Genomic DNA, 15,740 nt, shown 5'->3' with positions numbered 1-15,740 from the left:
GTATCAACGGTATGGACGTGCGTAGGGGAATGGCCGCCGCGCTGGTCCTGCTCTGCCTGGCGGCGTGTGACGCGTCGCCGGACGGCGATGGCGAGGCCGCGGCGGGTACGACGGTGACGGTCGACCTGGACGGCCGGCCGTTCCAGCTGCACGTGCCGGTCGGATACGACCCGGCCCGGAAGGCTCCCCTCGTGGTGCTGCTGCACGGTTTCCAGTCCAGCGCCGAGGCCCAGGAGAGCTACTTCCAGCTCACCGCCGAGTCCGACCGCCGCGGCTTCCTGTACGCCCTGCCGGACGGCACCCGAAACAAGGCCGGCGACCGGTTCTGGAACGCGACCGAGGCGTGCTGCGACTTCTACCGCTCCGGCGTCGACGACTCGGCGTACCTGAGCCGGCTGATCGACACGGTGGCGGCGGGGTACCCGGTGGACGAGCGGCGCGTCTACCTCGTGGGCCACTCCAACGGCGGCTTCATGGCGTACCGGATGGCCTGCGAACACTCCGGTCAGATCACCGCGGTCGTCTCGCTCGCGGGCGCGGCCACCGACGATCCCGCGCGGTGCACGCCGGAGCGGCCGGTCAGCGTCCTGCAGATCCATGGCACGGCCGACCGGACCATCCACTTCGATGGCGGCGACGCCGGTGGCCCGTACCCGTCCGTCGGCGACACGCTCGCCCTCTGGCGCCGCAACAACGGCTGCGGCGACCGGGCCGACGCGTCGGCCGCGCCGATCGACCTCGAGGCACGCCTGGCCGGTGCCGAGACCACCGTGACGACGTACCGGACCGGCTGCCGCGACGGGACCCGGGTGGAGCTGTGGACCATCCGGGAGGGCAGCCACGTGCCGGCGTTCACCGCGGGCTTCGCCCCGGCCGTCGTCGACTTCCTTTACGCCCAGGTGTCGGCATAGGTCACGGATCAAGGACTTCGACGCCGATCAAGGGCGAACGGTCGTGGTTTGGAGATCAAAGCACGACTATATGCCCTTGATCGACGGAAAAGCCGGCGGGCGTGGCTGCGCCGGGTGCTCGGCGAGGCCGGCCGCGAGGTCGCTCGGACGCCGGTGATGTGATCCACCAGCACTTCCCCGCCGGGATGCGATATGCAAGTATTGGATCCAATCTTGGCGACATCGGATGCGGGTGGGTGGTGCGGTGCTGAAGCGTGAGGAGAACGAACGGGTGACGCGCACGGGTCCCGGTACGCCGCTGGGCCGGCTCATGCGGGCGTACTGGCAGCCGGCGGCGCTGGTCTCCGAGATGCCCGCCGACCGGCCGGTCAAGCCGGTCCGGCTGCTCGGCGAGGACCTCGTGCTGTTCAGGACGGACGATGGCGGCTGGGCCCTGGTCGGGCGGTTCTGCGCGCACCGCGGCGTCGACCTCGCGTACGCCCGGCACGAGGACGGCGGGCTGCGCTGCCTCTACCACGGCTGGCTCTACGGGCCGGACGGCCGCTGCCGCGAGCAGCCGGCGGAGCCGCCGCACAGCCGGTTCGCCGAGAAGGTGCGCATCCCCAGCTATCCCTGTGTGGAGCGCAACGGCATCGTCTTCGCGTACCTCGGCGAGGGCGACCCGCCGCCGTTCCCGGCGTACGACTGCTTCGGCGCGCCGGACGAGTACACGTTCGCGTTCAAGGGCTGTGGGACTGCAACTGGCTCCAAGGGCTGGAGGGCGGCATCGACCCCAGCCACGTCTCGTTCCTGCACCGGTTCATCGACGAGGACCCGCGCGACGCGTACGGGCAGCAGTTCAGCGAGGTCGTGGAGGGCACCGGGCAGAAGCTGTCCAAGCTGGTCGGCGACGCGTACCGGCCGGACATCGAGGTGGAGGCCGCGCCGCACGGGCTGCGGGTGTACGCGCTGCGGCGGCTGACCGACGAGGTCCGGCACGTCCGGATCACCAACCTGGTGTTTCCCAACGCGTTCGTCGTGCCGTTCGGCAACAGCAAGGTCTTCATCCAGTGGCACGTGCCGGTCGACGACGAGCACCACTACTGGTACATGATCTTCTACGACTTCGCCGAGCCGACGGACAAGGCCACGCTGCTGGCGCAGCGGCTGCGCGAGGTGTCGCTGCCGGACTACCGGCCGCTGCGCAACCGGTCCAACAACTGGGGGTACGACCCGGGCGAGCAGCGCGACCTGACGTACACAGGAATGGGCCTGGACATCAACGTCCACGACCAGTGGGCGGTCGAGAGCATGGGGCCCATCCAGGACCGCACCACCGAGCGGCTGGGCGTGTCCGACCGTGCCGTCACCGCGAACCGCCGGCTGCTGCTGCGCGCGATCGACGCGTTCGAGCAGGGCGGCGCGGTGCCCGCCCGGCCGGTCGACGCGACCGATGCCGCCCTCCTCACCGGGCCCCTCGCCGTCGACACGGTCGCGCCGGCCGACGGCTGGGAGGACGCCTGGCGGCGCCGCGAGGCCGAGCGCCGCGCGCGGTCCCCGTGGGCGAAGCCGTGACCAGCGTCGACGAGCGGCCCGTCGCGGAGGGCGGGGACGGCGCGTCCGCCCGCCCGATGCTGGCCGGCGAGCGGGGCGGGTTCGTCGAGCGGCACGACCTGTGGAGCCCGGCCCAGTACGCCGCCGCCGGCCAGCTGCGCCGGGTCATCGACGAGGTCGGCCTGGACCTGGTCCGCTTCGCCTTCGCCGACCAGCACGGCGTGCTGCACGGCAAGACGCTGACCCGCGAGGCGGTGCCGGGCGCGCTCCGCTCGGGCGTGACGGCGCCCAGTTCGCTGCTGCTCAAGGACACGTCCGGCCGTTCGGCGTTTCCGGTCTTCTCGGCCGACGTCGGGGTCGGCGTCGAGGGCTTCGCCGGGGCCGGCGACATCGTGCTGGTGCCGGACCCGACCACGTTCCGGGTGTTGCCGTGGGCCGGGCGCACCGGCTGGGTGCTCTGCGACGTGCGCTTCCCCGACGGTTCGCCGGTGCCGTTCTGCACCCGGAGCCTGCTGCGCGCACAGCTGGATCGGCTGGCCGCCGCCGGATACGACATGACCGTCGGCGTCGAGCTCGAGTTTCACGTGTACGCCGGCGGCCTGGCACCCACGTCCGCGGGTGGGCAACTGCTGCACGAGGAGGCCCTGGACCGGCTCGACGACGTCGTGGGCCTGTTGCACCGCGGCCTGACCGGGCTCGACCTGCCGCTGCGCTCGATCGAGCTGGAGTTCGGGCCGAGCCAGCTGGAGATCACGCTGGCCGCGACCGACGCGCGGCTCGCCGCCGACCACGTCGTACTGGCCCGCTCGGCGATCCGCCAGCTGTGCCGCCGCGCCGGCTACCACGCCACGTTCATGTCCCGGCCCGCCGGCGCCACCAGCGCCTCCACCGGCTGGCACCTGCACCAGTCGCTGCGCGACCGGGCGACCGGGCGCCCGGCGTTCGACACGGACACCGACGTCATGGCGCACTACCTGGGCGGCCTGCTCGCGCACGCGCCGGCCGCCGCCGCGTTCACCACCCCGACGGTGAACGGCTACAAGCGGTACCTGCCGTACTCGCTCGCCCCGAACCGGGTGGTCTGGGGCGTGGACAACAAGGGCGCGATGGTCCGGGTGGCCGGCGCGGGGAGCGACTCCGGCGTACGGCTGGAGAACCGGTCCGGCGAGCCGGCCGCCAACCCGTACCTCTACATCGCCTCGCAGGTCGCCAGCGGGCTGGACGGCCTGCGCCGCGGCCTGGACCCGGGGCCGGCGGCCGACAGCCCGTACGCCGCCGACGCCGTACGCCTACCCGCCTCGCTCGGTGCCGCGGTCGACGCGCTGGCGGCGGACCCGGTCTTCGCCGAGGCGTTCGGCGAGCGGGTGGTCGCCTGGTACGCCCACCTCAAGCGCGAAGAGTTCGCCCGCTACCTGGCGCACGTCTCCGACTGGGAGCAGCGCGAGTACCTGGACCTGTTCTAAGGAGCACGATGGAACCGTTCCTGATCGACGGCGAGTGGATCGCCCCGGGCGACCGGGAGACGATCCCGGTCGTCGACCCGGCCACCGGCGCCCCGTTCACCGCCGTGGCGCAAGCGACCACAGTGGACGTCGACCGGGCGGTCGCCGCCGCCGCGCGGGCGTACGCCGACCGCCGCTGGTCGGGGCTGGCGCCGCTGGAACGCACGCGCGTGCTGACCCGGATCGCCGACCTGATCGAGGAGCACCTGGAGGAGCTGGCCGTCCTGGAGACCCGGGACAACGGCAAGCCGATCGAGCGTTCCCGCGCCGACGTCGCCTTCGCCGCCAAGGACTTCCGGCACTTCGCGGGCGCGCCCGGCCGGCTGACCGGCACCGTGATCCCGATCGACGGCGGCGCTCACCACGTGTACACGGCGCTGGAACCGGTCGGCGTCGCGGCCCTGGTGCTGCCGTGGAACTTTCCGATCATGACGGCCGCGCACAAGCTGGCGCCCGCGCTGGCCGCCGGCTGCCCGGTGGTGGTCAAGCCGGCCGAGCAGACCCCGCTGACGATGCTGCGGCTGGCCCGGCTCTGCGCCGGCGCCGGCCTGCCGGACGGCGTACTGAACGTGTTGACCGGCGACGGCCGGGTCGGCGCGGCGCTGGTGGCGCACCCCGGCGTGGCGAAGGTGTCGTTCACCGGGTCCACAGAGGTCGGTCGGCTGGTGATGGCCGCCGCAGCCGACACCACCAAGCGCCTCACCCTCGAACTGGGCGGCAAGAGCCCGAACATCATTTTCGCGGACGCCGACCTGGACGCCGCCACCGTGACGGCGATGCGGGCGTCGTTCGGCCACTCCGGACAGATGTGTACGGCCGGCAGCCGGATCCTCGTGCAAAGGTCCATTGTGGAGGAGATGACCGCGCGGCTGAGCGCGGCCACCCGCCGCGTCCCGGTCGGCAACGGGCTGGACGGCGGCGTCTCGGTCGGCCCGCTGGTCTCCGAGGAGCAGCGGCAGCAGGTGCTGTCGTACATCGCGAAGGGCACCGCGGAGGGCGCGACGGTCACGGTCGGCGGCGGGGTGCCGGACCGGCCCGGCTACTTCGTCGAACCGACGCTCTTCACCGGCGTCACCAACGACATGGTGATCGCCCGGGAGGAGATCTTCGGTCCGGTGGCCGGCGTCATCGCGTTCGAGGACGAGGCCGAGGCGGTCGCGATCGCCAACGACACGGCGTACGGGCTGGCGGCCGGCGTCTGGACCCGCGACCTGTCCCGCGCGCACCGGATGGCGGCGGCGCTGCGGGCCGGCACCGTCTGGGTCAACACCTACAACATCTTCGACCCGGCCCTGCCGTACGGCGGCGTCCGCGACTCGGGCCTCGGCCGCGAGTTGGGCGACGACGCCCTGAAGGCGTTCTGCGAACCCAAATCCGTCGTGATCGCCCTATGACGCTGGATACCGCAGCGCTGCGGGCGGCTACGCCGGGGACGCGGTACGCGCGGCACTTCAACGCCGCGGGCGCGGCGCTGCCGAGCGAGACCGTGCTCGCCACCGTCGTCGAGCACCTGCGGCTGGAGTCGCGGATCGGCGGGTACGAGGCGGCCGAGGCCGCGCGCGACCGCAGCGAGAACGTCTACGCCCTGGCCGCCCGCCTGCTGGGCGCCCAGCCGGACGACGTCGCCCTGGTGGAGAGCGCGACGGTCGCCTGGCAGCGGGCCGTCGAGGCGCTGCCGCTGCGCCCCGGCGACCGGATCCTCGCCGCGGCGTCCAGCTACGTCAGCTCGGCGCTGCACCTGCTGGAGCTGCGCCGCAGCCGGGGCGTCGTGGTCGAGGTGCTGCCGTGCGACCGCACCGGCGCGGTCGACCTGGACGCGCTGGAGAAGGCGCTGCGGGAGCCGGCGGCACTCGTCACGGTGGCCCACGTGCCGACCTCCTCGGCGCTGGTCGAACCCGTCGCGGCGGTCGGTGCGCTGGCCGCCGCCGCGGGCGTGCCGGTGCTGCTGGACGCCACCCAGTCGGTCGGGCAGCTGCCGGTCGACGTGGCCGCGATCGGCTGCGACATCGCGGTGGCGACCGGGCGCAAGTTCCTGCGCGGCCCGCGCGGCACCGGCCTGCTGTACGTCAGCCCCGCGATGCGGGCCCGGCTGCGCCCGCCGCATCCGGACGTACGCGGTGCGCACTGGAGCGGCGACCAGGAGTACGACGTGACGGCCGGCGCCCGGCGGTACGAGACGTGGGAGTCCGCGCACGCGTTGCGGCTCGGGCTCGGTGCCGCGCTCACCGAGGCGCTGGAGCTGGGCGTGGCGCGCATCGGCGAGCACCTGACCGCGCTCGCCGGCCGGCTGCGCGCGGCGCTCGCGGACGTCCCCGGCGTACGCCTCGCCGACCCGCCCGCGGGCGGCGGCGCGATCGTCACCTTCGTCCACGATGGACACTCCCCGGCCGACACGGTACGGCGGCTGCGGGCAGCCGGCGTGCACCTGGTGTCCGTGCCGGCCAGCCACGGCCAGTGGGACCTCGGCCGGCGCGGCCTGCCCGCCGTGGTCCGCGCCTCGGTGCACGTCTACAACGACGACGGCGACGTCGAGGCCCTGACCAACGCCCTGCGCGGCCCCCGCACGGCAACCACACCCTCTCTGCTGCGCTCCGGGGACCGCGCGGACGTGGCCGTCATCGGCGCGGGCGTGCACGGCCTGTCGGCCGCCTGGCAGCTGGCTCGACGTGGCGCCCGCGTGGTCCAGCTCGACCGGTTTCCGGACGGGCACACCGAAGGGTCGTCGCACGGGCACACCCGGATGATCCGCCGCGCGTACCCGGATGCGGCGTGGGACGACCTGGTGGACCGCGCGTACCGGGCGTGGGACGAGCTGAGCGCCGCCGCTGGGCGGGCGCTGGTCACCACGACGGGCGGTCTCTACGCCCGCCCGGGACCGCCGGGACTGCGGGGACCGGGGTGCGAAATCGTGGATCCGGCGCGGGCCGCCGAGTTGTTTCCGGGGCTGCGGCTGGGCCCGGACTTCACGGCCGTCTACGACCCGGCGGCGGGCATCATCGACGCCGCGCAGGCGATGCGGTCGCTGCGCGAGCTCGGCCTGGCGCACGGGGTGGTACGCCACACGGCCTGCCCCGCCGAGAGCTGGACCGCCGACGGGAGCGGGGTGGCGGTGCACACTCCGCGAGGGACTGTCTACGCGGATAGGCTCGTCATCGCCGCCGGACCGTGGACCGGCGCGCTCGTCCCCCGCCTTCGCGAGGCACTGCGCGTGGTCCGGATCGTGAACGTCCACATCGGAGCGTCCGACCCCACGGCGGTGGCGCCGCCAAACCTCGGCACCTTCTCGGTCGACGTGCCCGGTGTGGGGCTGCTGTACGGCATTCCGGCCTTCGGCGGCAGCGCGGTGAAGGTGGGCCTGGACCACGGCCCGCCCGCCGACCCGGACCGTCCACAGTCGCCGGTGACCGCGGCGGAGGCGGGTGAGCTGCTAGCGCTGGCCCGCCGCTTCGTGCCCGGCGCGGACGGCGACGTGGTGGACACCGTCGCCTGCCGCTACACCATGGCCCCGCGCAACCGCTTCCTGGTCGGCGCGCTCCCCGAAACCCCGCAGGTCCTCGTCGCGTCGGCATGCTCGGGCCACGGCTTCAAGTTCGGTCCCGCGATCGGCGCCATCGTGGCCGGGGATCCACCGCCGATCTTGGACTTGTCAGGTGCCATTCCGGACATCCCGGCATGACAACTTCAAGATCGACGGAGCAAGATCGTCGCGCTGCGGCGTTCGTACCAGCGCGCGAGCTGTTCTCCGGCGCTCAACACGTGGGACTGCATTTCGTGGCGCGCGGTTGCGGCGTCTTCCGCCGCGAGGGCATCGAGGATGCGGGCGTGTTCGGCGAAGTTGTCTACGCGGTGGCGGGGGTTGTCCTGCAGGACCAGGGCGGAGACGTTGCGGGGGAACGCCTCGTTGATCTCCCGGATCACCTTGGCCAGGCGCTCGTTGCCGGCGATCTGGTGGATCAGCGTGTGGAACCGGTCGTTGGCGGCGTGCGAGGCCGGGTTGGGCGGCGCGTCACCCGGCCGCAGCAGCTCGTTGGTGGCGCGCAGCTCGTCGAGGGTGTCCCGGCTGATCCGGTCGACCGCGCGCACGCAGGCCAGCCCCTCCAGCTCGGCGCGCACCTCGTACGCCTCGCGCACCTCCCACGGCGCCGGCACCCGCACGACCGCGCCCCGGTTGGGCACCACCTCGATCAGGCCGCCGGCCTGCAACTGGCGCAGCGCCTCGCGGACCGGGGTGCGGCTGACCCCGAGCGTCTTGGCCAGCTCGGCTTGGCGCAGCTGCGCCCCGATCGGGATGTCGCCGGACATGATCCGGGCCCGAATCGCGGCCGCGGTCTCGTCGACGAGCGCGCTGCTCGTGCCCACCTCTGTTGTGGCGTCCATCATGTCCCTCGTCTGAGAACTTTGGATCCACTTAGAGTAGCTTAGGATCCAACTCCAGGATAGGAGCCGGCCGATGCGGTCCCACCCTCTCGACCCCCCGAACGCCACCGAGATCGCCCTCGCCGTCGCCGCGGCCCGCGCGGACGGCCGGCTCGGCGCGCGCACCCGGTTCTGGGGCGCCACCCTCGACGAGGCGCACGCCCGCCGGGTGGTCGCCGGTCAGGCTACCGGTACGCGGCTGGGCTTGGTGGCCCTGCACGCGGAAGCCGCGTGGGAGGTCGACGTGCTGGTCGACGGCGGCGAGGCGTCCTGTGTGGATTGGCGGCCGATCGACCCGCGCCGGCCCGGCATCACCTCGGACGAGGCGCGCGCCGCCGCCCAGGCGTGCCGGGCGAGCCCGCTGTTCCGCGCGGCGCTCGCCAAGCGCGGCATCCACGACGTCTCCCTCGTCATGGTCGACGCCGAGTCGATGGGCGGCTTCGAGCCGGAGAAGTACAAGGACCGCCGGGTCACCTGGGGCACCGTCTGGCACCGCACCACCGAGGACGACAACGGGTACGCCCGGCCGGTGCAGGGCGTCATCCCCATCATCGACATGCACACGATGGAGGTCCTGGAGGTCGAGGACCACGGCGTCGTACCGGTCTCCGATGAGGCCGCGCCGCTGAAAAACAAAGAACAAAGGCCCGGTCTCAAGCCGCTCGACGTCGTGCAGCCGGACGGGCCGAGCTTCACCGTGGACGGCTGGCGGGTGAGCTGGCAGGGCTGGACGTTCCGGGTCGGCTTCACCCACCGCGAGGGCCTGGTCCTGTACGACCTGGAGTTCCTCGGCCGCTCCGTGCTCAAAAGGGCCGCCTGCAACGAGATGTACGTGCCGTACCTGGACCCCAACTCGACCCAGTACCGCAAGAACTTCTTCGACTGGGCGAGTACGGCGCCGGTCCGCTCACCAACTCGCTCGCCCTGGGCTGCGACTGCCTGGGCGTCATCCACTACTTCGACGGCACGTACCTGGGCGGTGCCGGCGAGCCGCAGACGATCCGGCAGGCCGTGTGCATGCACGAAGAGGACGCCAGCATCCTCTGGAAGCACAACGACCTGCGCCGCGGGGTCAACGCCGTGCGCCGCTCCCGCCGGCTGATCATCTCCAACTTCCAGACCGTGGCCAACTACGACTACGGCTTCTACTGGTCGCTCTTCCAGGACGGGCGCGTCGAGTTGGAGGTCAAGCTGACCGGCATCCTGTCCGCCTCCGGGATCACCGAGGGCGAGCAGGTGCGGTACGGCCGGGTCGTGGCCCCGCGCGTGCAGACGCCCATCCACCAGCACTACTTCGGCATCCGGCTGGACATGGCGGTCGACGGTCCGCGAAGCCGGCTCGTCGAGGAGCACGCGGAACCCGAGCCGGACCCGGCACTCAACCCGTACGGCAACGCGGTCCGCTACGTGCGTACGCCGCTGGCCACGGAGACGGGGCGGCGTACGGACCCGACCGTCGCCCGGCACTGGCGGGTGGAGAGCGCCACCGCCACCAACCGGTACGGCGAGCCCACCGCGTACCGGCTGCGCATCCCGGACACCACCCGCTCGTTCGGCGACCCCGGCTCGGTGATGGCCCGGCGGGCGCCCTTCATCCACCAGCACCTGTGGGCCACGCCGTACGACGAGGCGGAGCGCTTCATCGGCGGGCAGTACCCCAACCACGCCGAGCCGGGCGAGGACGGCGTACACGTGTGGCAGCGGCAGGAGCGCTCGATCGACGGGGTGCCGCTGGTGCTGTGGCCGGTGCTGGGCACCCACCACCTGCCGCGCCCGGAGCAGTGGCCGGTGATGCCCGTCGAGACCATCCACCTCGTACTCGAACCGGACGGCTTCTTCGACCGCAACCCGGCGATGGACGTCCCCGACCCGTCGACCGGGCACTGCCACGCGGGCTGAAACAAGAGCTTCACAAACGTGACACGGGCCCGCAGCGACCAGCACCCATAGTTGGATCCAATGTTGGTCAGATTAGATCCCAGATGGACTTGATGAGATACCAGTAACGCCATAGGAGAGCGATGATCCAGCAACCCGTATCCCGGCGTGCGCTGCTGCGCGGTGCCGGCCTGCTCGGCATGGGCATCGGGGCCGGCATGACCGGCCTGCTCAGCGCCTGCGGTGTGGCCGCCGACGAGGCCGACGGCGATTCCGCGAAGACCGGTGGCACCCTGACGCTCGCCATCGACGGCACCAGCGCCGTCAACGACCCCGCCTTCTACACCACGCTCGGCGACTGGATGGCGGTCGACTGCATCTGCCGTGGCCTGACCTTCATCTCCTTCGAGTCGAACGAGCCGGAGCCGGACCTGGCCGAGAGCTGGACCATCTCCGACGACCAGCTCACCTACACGTTCAAGCTCCGGCAGGGTGTGACCTTCCACGACGGTACCCAATTCACCTCGGCGGACGTGCTGGCCAGCCTGAACCGGCAGTTCGACGACACCGACAAGACGCTGCCGGAGGGCTCGTCCCGGCCGCTGCGCAGCGTCGGCACGAACCTCGCGTCGATGACCGCGCCCGACGCCCAGACCGTCGTGATGGTGCTCAAGGCCCCGGACCGCACCCTGCTGGACCAGCTCTCCGACATCGGCGGCCGGATCATCTCCAAGGCGGCGCTGGACAAGTACGGAGCCGACATCGGCAAGAACCTGGTCGGAACCGGGCCGTTCAAGTTCGCATCGGCCACCTCGGGCCAATCCGTCGTGCTGGCGGCGTTCGACGGGTTCCGGCTCGGCAAGCCGCCGATCGACCGGCTCGTGCTCCAGCAGGTCACCGACCCGTCCACGATCGTCGGCTCGCTGCTGTCCGGCGACATCTCGGCCACCCAGTTCACGCCGTACTCCGCGCTGGACCAGCTCAAGGCCGACAAGTCGGTCACCGTGTACGACACGCCGACCACCTTCGACGCGTTCATGATGATGGACGCCCGGCGGATCCCGGAGCTGGCGGTGCGCAAGGCGATCAACCTGGCCATCGACCGGCAGGCCATCATCGCCCAGGCGTTCTTCGGCGCCGGCACGCTGCCGCAGAGCTACACCATCCCGCCCGGCCTGACCGGCCACGACACCAGCCTCGCCGACCTGAGCACCACCAACGTCGAGGAGGCCAAGCGGCTGATCCAGCAGGCCGGCGCCACCGGCCGGGAGATCCGCCTGATGGCCGCCAGCGACAGCTGGCACCCGAAGGCGGCGCAGATCGTCGCGCAGAACCTCACCGACATCGGGCTCAAGGTGGTGACCGCCTCGGTCGACCCGGCCGCGTACTTCAACCGGCTCCTGGACCCGAAGGACGAGTTCCACGATCTGATGATCTGGGAACGCAACATCTACGTCCCGGACCCCGACGACATGATCGGCTCGCTGGCCATGCCGTCCGGGGTCTACGGCGACTTCATCTCCGGCTTCAACACCCTCGACGGATCGGCGAAGTTCGCCGACGACCTGTTCACCGCCAAGAACCTGCCGGACGCGTCGGCCCGCGCGGCGGCATACAGCGGCATCCAGCGCCGCTGGGCGGAGAACTACATGCTGCTGACGATGCTGGCGTACGCGGCGAACCCCGTCGTCAGCGGCGCGAGCGTCAAGGGCATGAACGTGCAGGCCCTCGGCAACCACCGGTGCTACATGGAAAAGGCGAGTGTCTGACGTGCGGACCCGTCGCCGCCTGGGGCGTGGTTGGCTCGCCGCCACGTCCTGGGCGGTGGTCGCCGTCTTCGTCCTGCTCGCCGCGGTCGGGCCGCTGTTCGTCGGGGCGGACCCGACCCGCAACACCAACGACACGCTGCTGCCGATCGGCGCGCCCGGACACCTGCTCGGCACCGACGACCTGGGCCGCGACGAGCTGGCCCGGATGCTGCACGGTGCCCGGCCGCTGCTGCTGGTCTCCTTCCTGGCCACCGCCCTCGCCGCGGTGGTCGGGGTCAGCATCGGGCTGGTCGCCGGGTACGCCGGCCGCCGGGTCGAGTGGGTGCTGATGCGGCTGATGGACCTCGCGCTGGCGTTCCCGTCGATGCTTTTGATCATCCTGGTGGTGACGGCCTGGCAGCCCGGGGTGGCCAGCCTGGTGGTGGGCATCGGCGCCGCGCTGGCGCCCGGCCTGGCGCGGCTGGCCCGCGCGCTGGCCGCGCGGGAGGCGGGCCGCGACTACGTGCTCGCCGCGCGGCTCGGCGGCGCCCGCACCCCGGGCATCCTGGTACGCGAGGTGCTGCCCAACATCGCCGGGCCGGTGCTCGCCCAGGTGGTGATGACGCTGTCGATCGCGGCCGGCTTCGCGGCGGGCCTGTCCTACCTCGGGCTCGGCATCCAGCCGCCGACCGCGGACTGGGGCTACATGGTGCAGGCCGGGCAGGAGTTCCTCTACCGGGCGCCGCGGCTGGTCGTGCTGCCCGCGACGGCCACCCTGCTCTTCGTGGTGGCCTGCAACTTCGTCGGCGACGACCTACGCGATTCGCTCGATCACCGGAGCTCGGCATGAAGCTGGTCGTCAAGCGGCTGCTGGCCGTACCCGTGGTGCTGCTGGCCCTGGCCACGCTGGTCTTCATCGCGATGCGCCTGCTGCCCGGCTCGGCCGCGACCACGCTCGCCGCCGGCGGCGCCAGCGGCCAGCAGAGCGCGGCGGAGATCGCCCAGGACCAGGCCAGGATCAGCGCGGCCCTGGGGCTGGACCGGCCGCTGTGGGAACAGTACGTGACGTTCCTCGGCGACCTGGTGCGCCTCGACCTCGGGCGCTCGTTCTTCGGCGGCAACGACGTCACCGGGCTGCTCGCCGACGCGCTGCCCGCCACCATCGAGCTCACCGTGGCGGCCATGCTGATCGCGGTGCTGATCGGCCTCGTGACCGGCGTGCTCGCCGCGCTGCGCAAGGACACCTGGGTCGACACGCTGACCCGGACGGCCGGCACGGTCAGCTTCTCGCTGCCCTGGTTCGCGCTCGGCGTCCTCGGAATCGTCGTCTTCGGCGTCTGGCTGCGCTGGCTGCCCGTCATCGGGCGGCTGCCGGGGAGCCTGGACTACCAGCCGTTCACCAACTTCGTCCTGGTCGACGCGGTCCTGCTGGACCGCCCCGACCTGATCCTGCCGTGGCTGCGGCACCTGATCCTGCCGGCGACCACGCTGGCCCTGTCGATGGCGGGGTTCATCACCCGGATCGTGCGCGCCTCGGTGCTGGAGGTGCTCGGCGACGACTTCGTGCGTACGGCCCGGATGAAGGGGTTGTCCCCGGCGGCGATCCTGCGCCGGCACGTGCTGCGCAACTCGTCGCTGCCGATCGTCACGGTGCTCGGGCTGCAGTTCGGGTCGCTGCTCGGCGGCTCGGTCATCACCGAGACGGTCTTCTCCTACCCGGGCGTCGGCAACCTGCTGGTCAACGCGATCCTGCAGCGCGACTACCCCATAGTGCAGGGCGCGGCGCTGGCCATCGCGCTGCTGTTCACCCTCGTCAACGTCGGCGTGGACCTGCTCTACCTCGCCCTCGATCCCCGGCTGCGGAAGGCGTGAGCGCATGCACATCGTCCTGGTCCACGGTGCCGGTGGCACGCCTGCCACCTGGACGGAGGTGGTGCCGCTGCTCACCGCCGCCGGCCGGGCCGTCACCGCGGTCACCAACCCGCTGCGCTCGCTGGCCGGCGACGTCGCGCACACATCGTCCATCGTGGACGCCATCGGGGCCCGGTGCTGCTGGTGGGCCACTCCTACGGCGGCGCGGTCATCACCAACGTCGGGCGCGCGGCACCGGTCAAGGGCCTGGTGTACGTGGCCGCGTTCGCGCCGGACGAGGGCGAGACGGTCAACGGGATCGTCGAGCGGTACCCGCCGGCCGAGGTGTCCAAGTACATGCGGCGCGGCCCGAACGGCGAGTGGGAGTCCGAGCACACCGCGGCGTACTGGGAGGAGATCGGCTGGGACGTCCGGCCCGAGCAGCGCCCGGTCTGGGACGCCGAGTCCCGGCGCAGCGAGAACGCCATCTTCACCGAGCCGACCGGCGTACCGGCCTGGCGCACCCTGCCGAGCTGGTACCTGGTCGCCGCCGACGACCGCACGTTGCGGCCGGAGATCCAGCGGGACATGGCCGCGCGGATGGGCGCCGACACCGTCGAGGTGCCGGGAAGCCACTTCACCCCCCGGGTACGCCCGGAGTTGGTGGCCACGCTCATCGAACGCGCCCTGGAGTCACTGTGAGTGAGCGCAGCGGCGCCGGCGGCGCTTTCCCAGCCGCGTCACGAAACGCGCCTCCCGCGGACGCCGCCGCGGCTGGGAAGGCGCCGCCTCCAGGGCGCCGCTGCGCGAGCGAACCATCAGGCGCTGTGACGCCGGTCCTTGAAGTCAAGAACCTGCGGGTCGAGTTCGACGTGCCGGGCGGGCGGCTGCCGGCCGTGGACGGCGTCGACCTGAGCGTCCGGCGGGGCGAGGTGCTGGCGCTCGTCGGTGAGTCCGGCTCCGGCAAGTCGGCGCTCGCCATGAGCCTGGTCGGCCTCAACCGCGGACCGCGTACGCACATCGGCGGGCAGGTCCACTTCGACGGGCGGGACCTGGTCGCCGCGAGCGAGAAGGAGCTGCGCGAGGTGCGCGGCCGGGACATCGCCGTGGTCTTCCAGGACGCGCTCGCGGCCCTCAACCCGACGCAGCGGGTGGGCGCCCAGGTGGCCGAGATGATCCGCACCCACCGGCGGCTGCCGCGCACCCAGGCGTGGGCGCGGGCCGAGGAACTGCTGCGCGAGGTCGGCATCGCCAACCCGGCGCGCACCGCGCGGGCGTACCCCCATCAGCTGTCCGGCGGCATGCGGCAGCGCGTGATGATCGCGATCGGCCTGGCCAACGACCCGGCCGTGCTGATCGCGGACGAGCCGACCACGGCGCTGGACGTGACGATCCAGGCGCAGGTGCTGCGGCTGCTGGGGCGCCTGCGGGGCGAGCACGACACCACGATCATCCTGATCACCCACGACCTCGGGGTGGTCGCCGAGGTCGCCGACCGGGTCGCGGTCATGTACGCCGGGCGGATCGTCGAGCACGGCACCCGCGACGAGGTGCTCTTCGAGCCGCGGCACCCGTACACGAAGGCGCTGCTCGACTCCGTACCCCGGGTGGATGGGCCGGTGACGCCGCGGCTGCCGGCGATCGCCGGCAGCCCGCTGACCGGCGTGCGGCGCCCGCCGGGGTGTGCGTTCGCGCCGCGGTGCGCGTTCGTCCGCGACGAGTGCGCGGCCGCGCCGCCACCATTGCGTTCGCGGTACGCGGACAGCGGTCACCTGGACGCGTGCGTGCTCGCGGAGGTGCCGGCATGAGCGAGCGAGCTGGCGCGGCGGCGTCTGGACTGAGGAGCGCAGCGACGAGGGAAGACGTCGCCTTCAGCGCCGCGCGAGCGAGCGAATCAGCAG

Annotated in this window: 11 protein-coding genes and 2 pseudogenes; 12 read left to right on the top strand and 1 reads right to left on the bottom strand. The window is 72.4% G+C overall.

Going from position 1 to position 15,740, the window contains the following annotated elements; genetic code table 11:
• The first annotated feature begins 11 nt into the window (after positions 1-11).
• From Prum_RS36670 to Prum_RS36650, 6 genes and pseudogenes are all read left to right on the top strand, one after another.
• On the top strand, positions 12-911 hold the full coding sequence (locus tag Prum_RS36670) for a CE1 family esterase (protein WP_173081098.1): 900 nt from the start codon (positions 12-14) through the stop codon (positions 909-911).
• 226 nt (positions 912-1,137) lie between these two features.
• Positions 1,138-1,500: pseudogene (locus Prum_RS52520) on the top strand (Rieske 2Fe-2S domain-containing protein); the annotation flags it as partial.
• Positions 1,416-2,465, top strand: a complete 1,050-nt coding sequence (locus Prum_RS50065) for an RHO alpha subunit C-terminal catalytic domain-containing protein (protein ID WP_371871409.1) — start codon at positions 1,416-1,418, stop codon at positions 2,463-2,465. The pseudogene Prum_RS52520 and the gene Prum_RS50065, both read left to right, overlap by 85 nt.
• Positions 2,462-3,907, top strand: coding sequence for a glutamine synthetase family protein (locus Prum_RS36660; protein ID WP_218577535.1), 1,446 nt, complete (start codon positions 2,462-2,464; stop codon positions 3,905-3,907). The genes Prum_RS50065 and Prum_RS36660 overlap by 4 nt, the downstream gene beginning before the upstream one ends.
• Before the next feature lie 8 nt (positions 3,908-3,915).
• The gene (locus tag Prum_RS36655; RefSeq protein ID WP_173081096.1) at positions 3,916-5,340 is read left to right on the top strand and encodes an aldehyde dehydrogenase family protein; all 1,425 of its coding nucleotides are present in this window, start codon (positions 3,916-3,918) and stop codon (positions 5,338-5,340) included.
• The gene (locus Prum_RS36650) at positions 5,337-7,622 is read left to right on the top strand and encodes an FAD-dependent oxidoreductase (RefSeq protein ID WP_173081094.1); all 2,286 of its coding nucleotides are present in this window, start codon (positions 5,337-5,339) and stop codon (positions 7,620-7,622) included. The genes Prum_RS36655 and Prum_RS36650 overlap by 4 nt, the downstream gene beginning before the upstream one ends.
• A gap of 5 nt (positions 7,623-7,627) precedes the next feature.
• Here Prum_RS36650 and Prum_RS36645 read toward each other — a convergent pair whose 3' ends face one another.
• Positions 7,628-8,323: a GntR family transcriptional regulator gene (locus Prum_RS36645; protein ID WP_173081093.1), complete on the bottom strand. Its 696-nt coding sequence runs from the start codon at positions 8,321-8,323 to the stop codon at positions 7,628-7,630.
• A 73-nt stretch (positions 8,324-8,396) separates the two neighbouring features.
• On the opposite strand from Prum_RS36645, the pseudogene Prum_RS55410 reads away from it, so the two are divergent.
• The 6 genes and pseudogenes from Prum_RS55410 to Prum_RS36615 all read left to right on the top strand — a co-directional run bounded on the left by Prum_RS55410 (position 8,397) and on the right by Prum_RS36615 (position 15,647).
• A pseudogene (locus tag Prum_RS55410) lies at positions 8,397-10,261 on the top strand (primary-amine oxidase).
• A gap of 122 nt (positions 10,262-10,383) precedes the next feature.
• A complete protein-coding gene (locus Prum_RS36635; RefSeq protein ID WP_173081091.1) occupies positions 10,384-12,009 on the top strand; it encodes an ABC transporter substrate-binding protein in 1,626 nt (541 codons plus the stop codon).
• Positions 12,002-12,838: an ABC transporter permease gene (locus Prum_RS36630; protein ID WP_218577532.1), complete on the top strand. Its 837-nt coding sequence runs from the start codon at positions 12,002-12,004 to the stop codon at positions 12,836-12,838. Before Prum_RS36635 ends, Prum_RS36630 begins: the two co-directional genes overlap by 8 nt.
• Positions 12,835-13,860 carry an ABC transporter permease gene (locus Prum_RS36625; protein WP_173081089.1) on the top strand — a complete coding sequence of 342 codons (1,026 nt, stop codon included), beginning with the start codon at positions 12,835-12,837 and terminating at the stop codon, positions 13,858-13,860. The genes Prum_RS36630 and Prum_RS36625 overlap by 4 nt, the downstream gene beginning before the upstream one ends.
• Positions 13,861-13,908: 48 nt before the next feature.
• Entirely contained in the window at positions 13,909-14,541 is a 633-nt protein-coding gene (locus tag Prum_RS36620) for an alpha/beta hydrolase (RefSeq protein WP_173084562.1), read from the top strand.
• A 125-nt stretch (positions 14,542-14,666) separates the two neighbouring features.
• Complete coding sequence (locus tag Prum_RS36615) at positions 14,667-15,647, top strand: ABC transporter ATP-binding protein (protein WP_173081087.1); 981 nt, start codon at positions 14,667-14,669, stop codon at positions 15,645-15,647.
• The last annotated feature ends 93 nt before the right edge of the window (positions 15,648-15,740 follow it).

It is taken from the genome of Phytohabitans rumicis (assembly GCF_011764445.1).
In the GTDB taxonomy this organism is placed as follows: domain Bacteria; phylum Actinomycetota; class Actinomycetes; order Mycobacteriales; family Micromonosporaceae; genus Phytohabitans; species Phytohabitans rumicis.
Note: the sequence above shows the minus strand (reverse complement) of the source record. Positions and strands in the feature narration are given on the sequence as shown.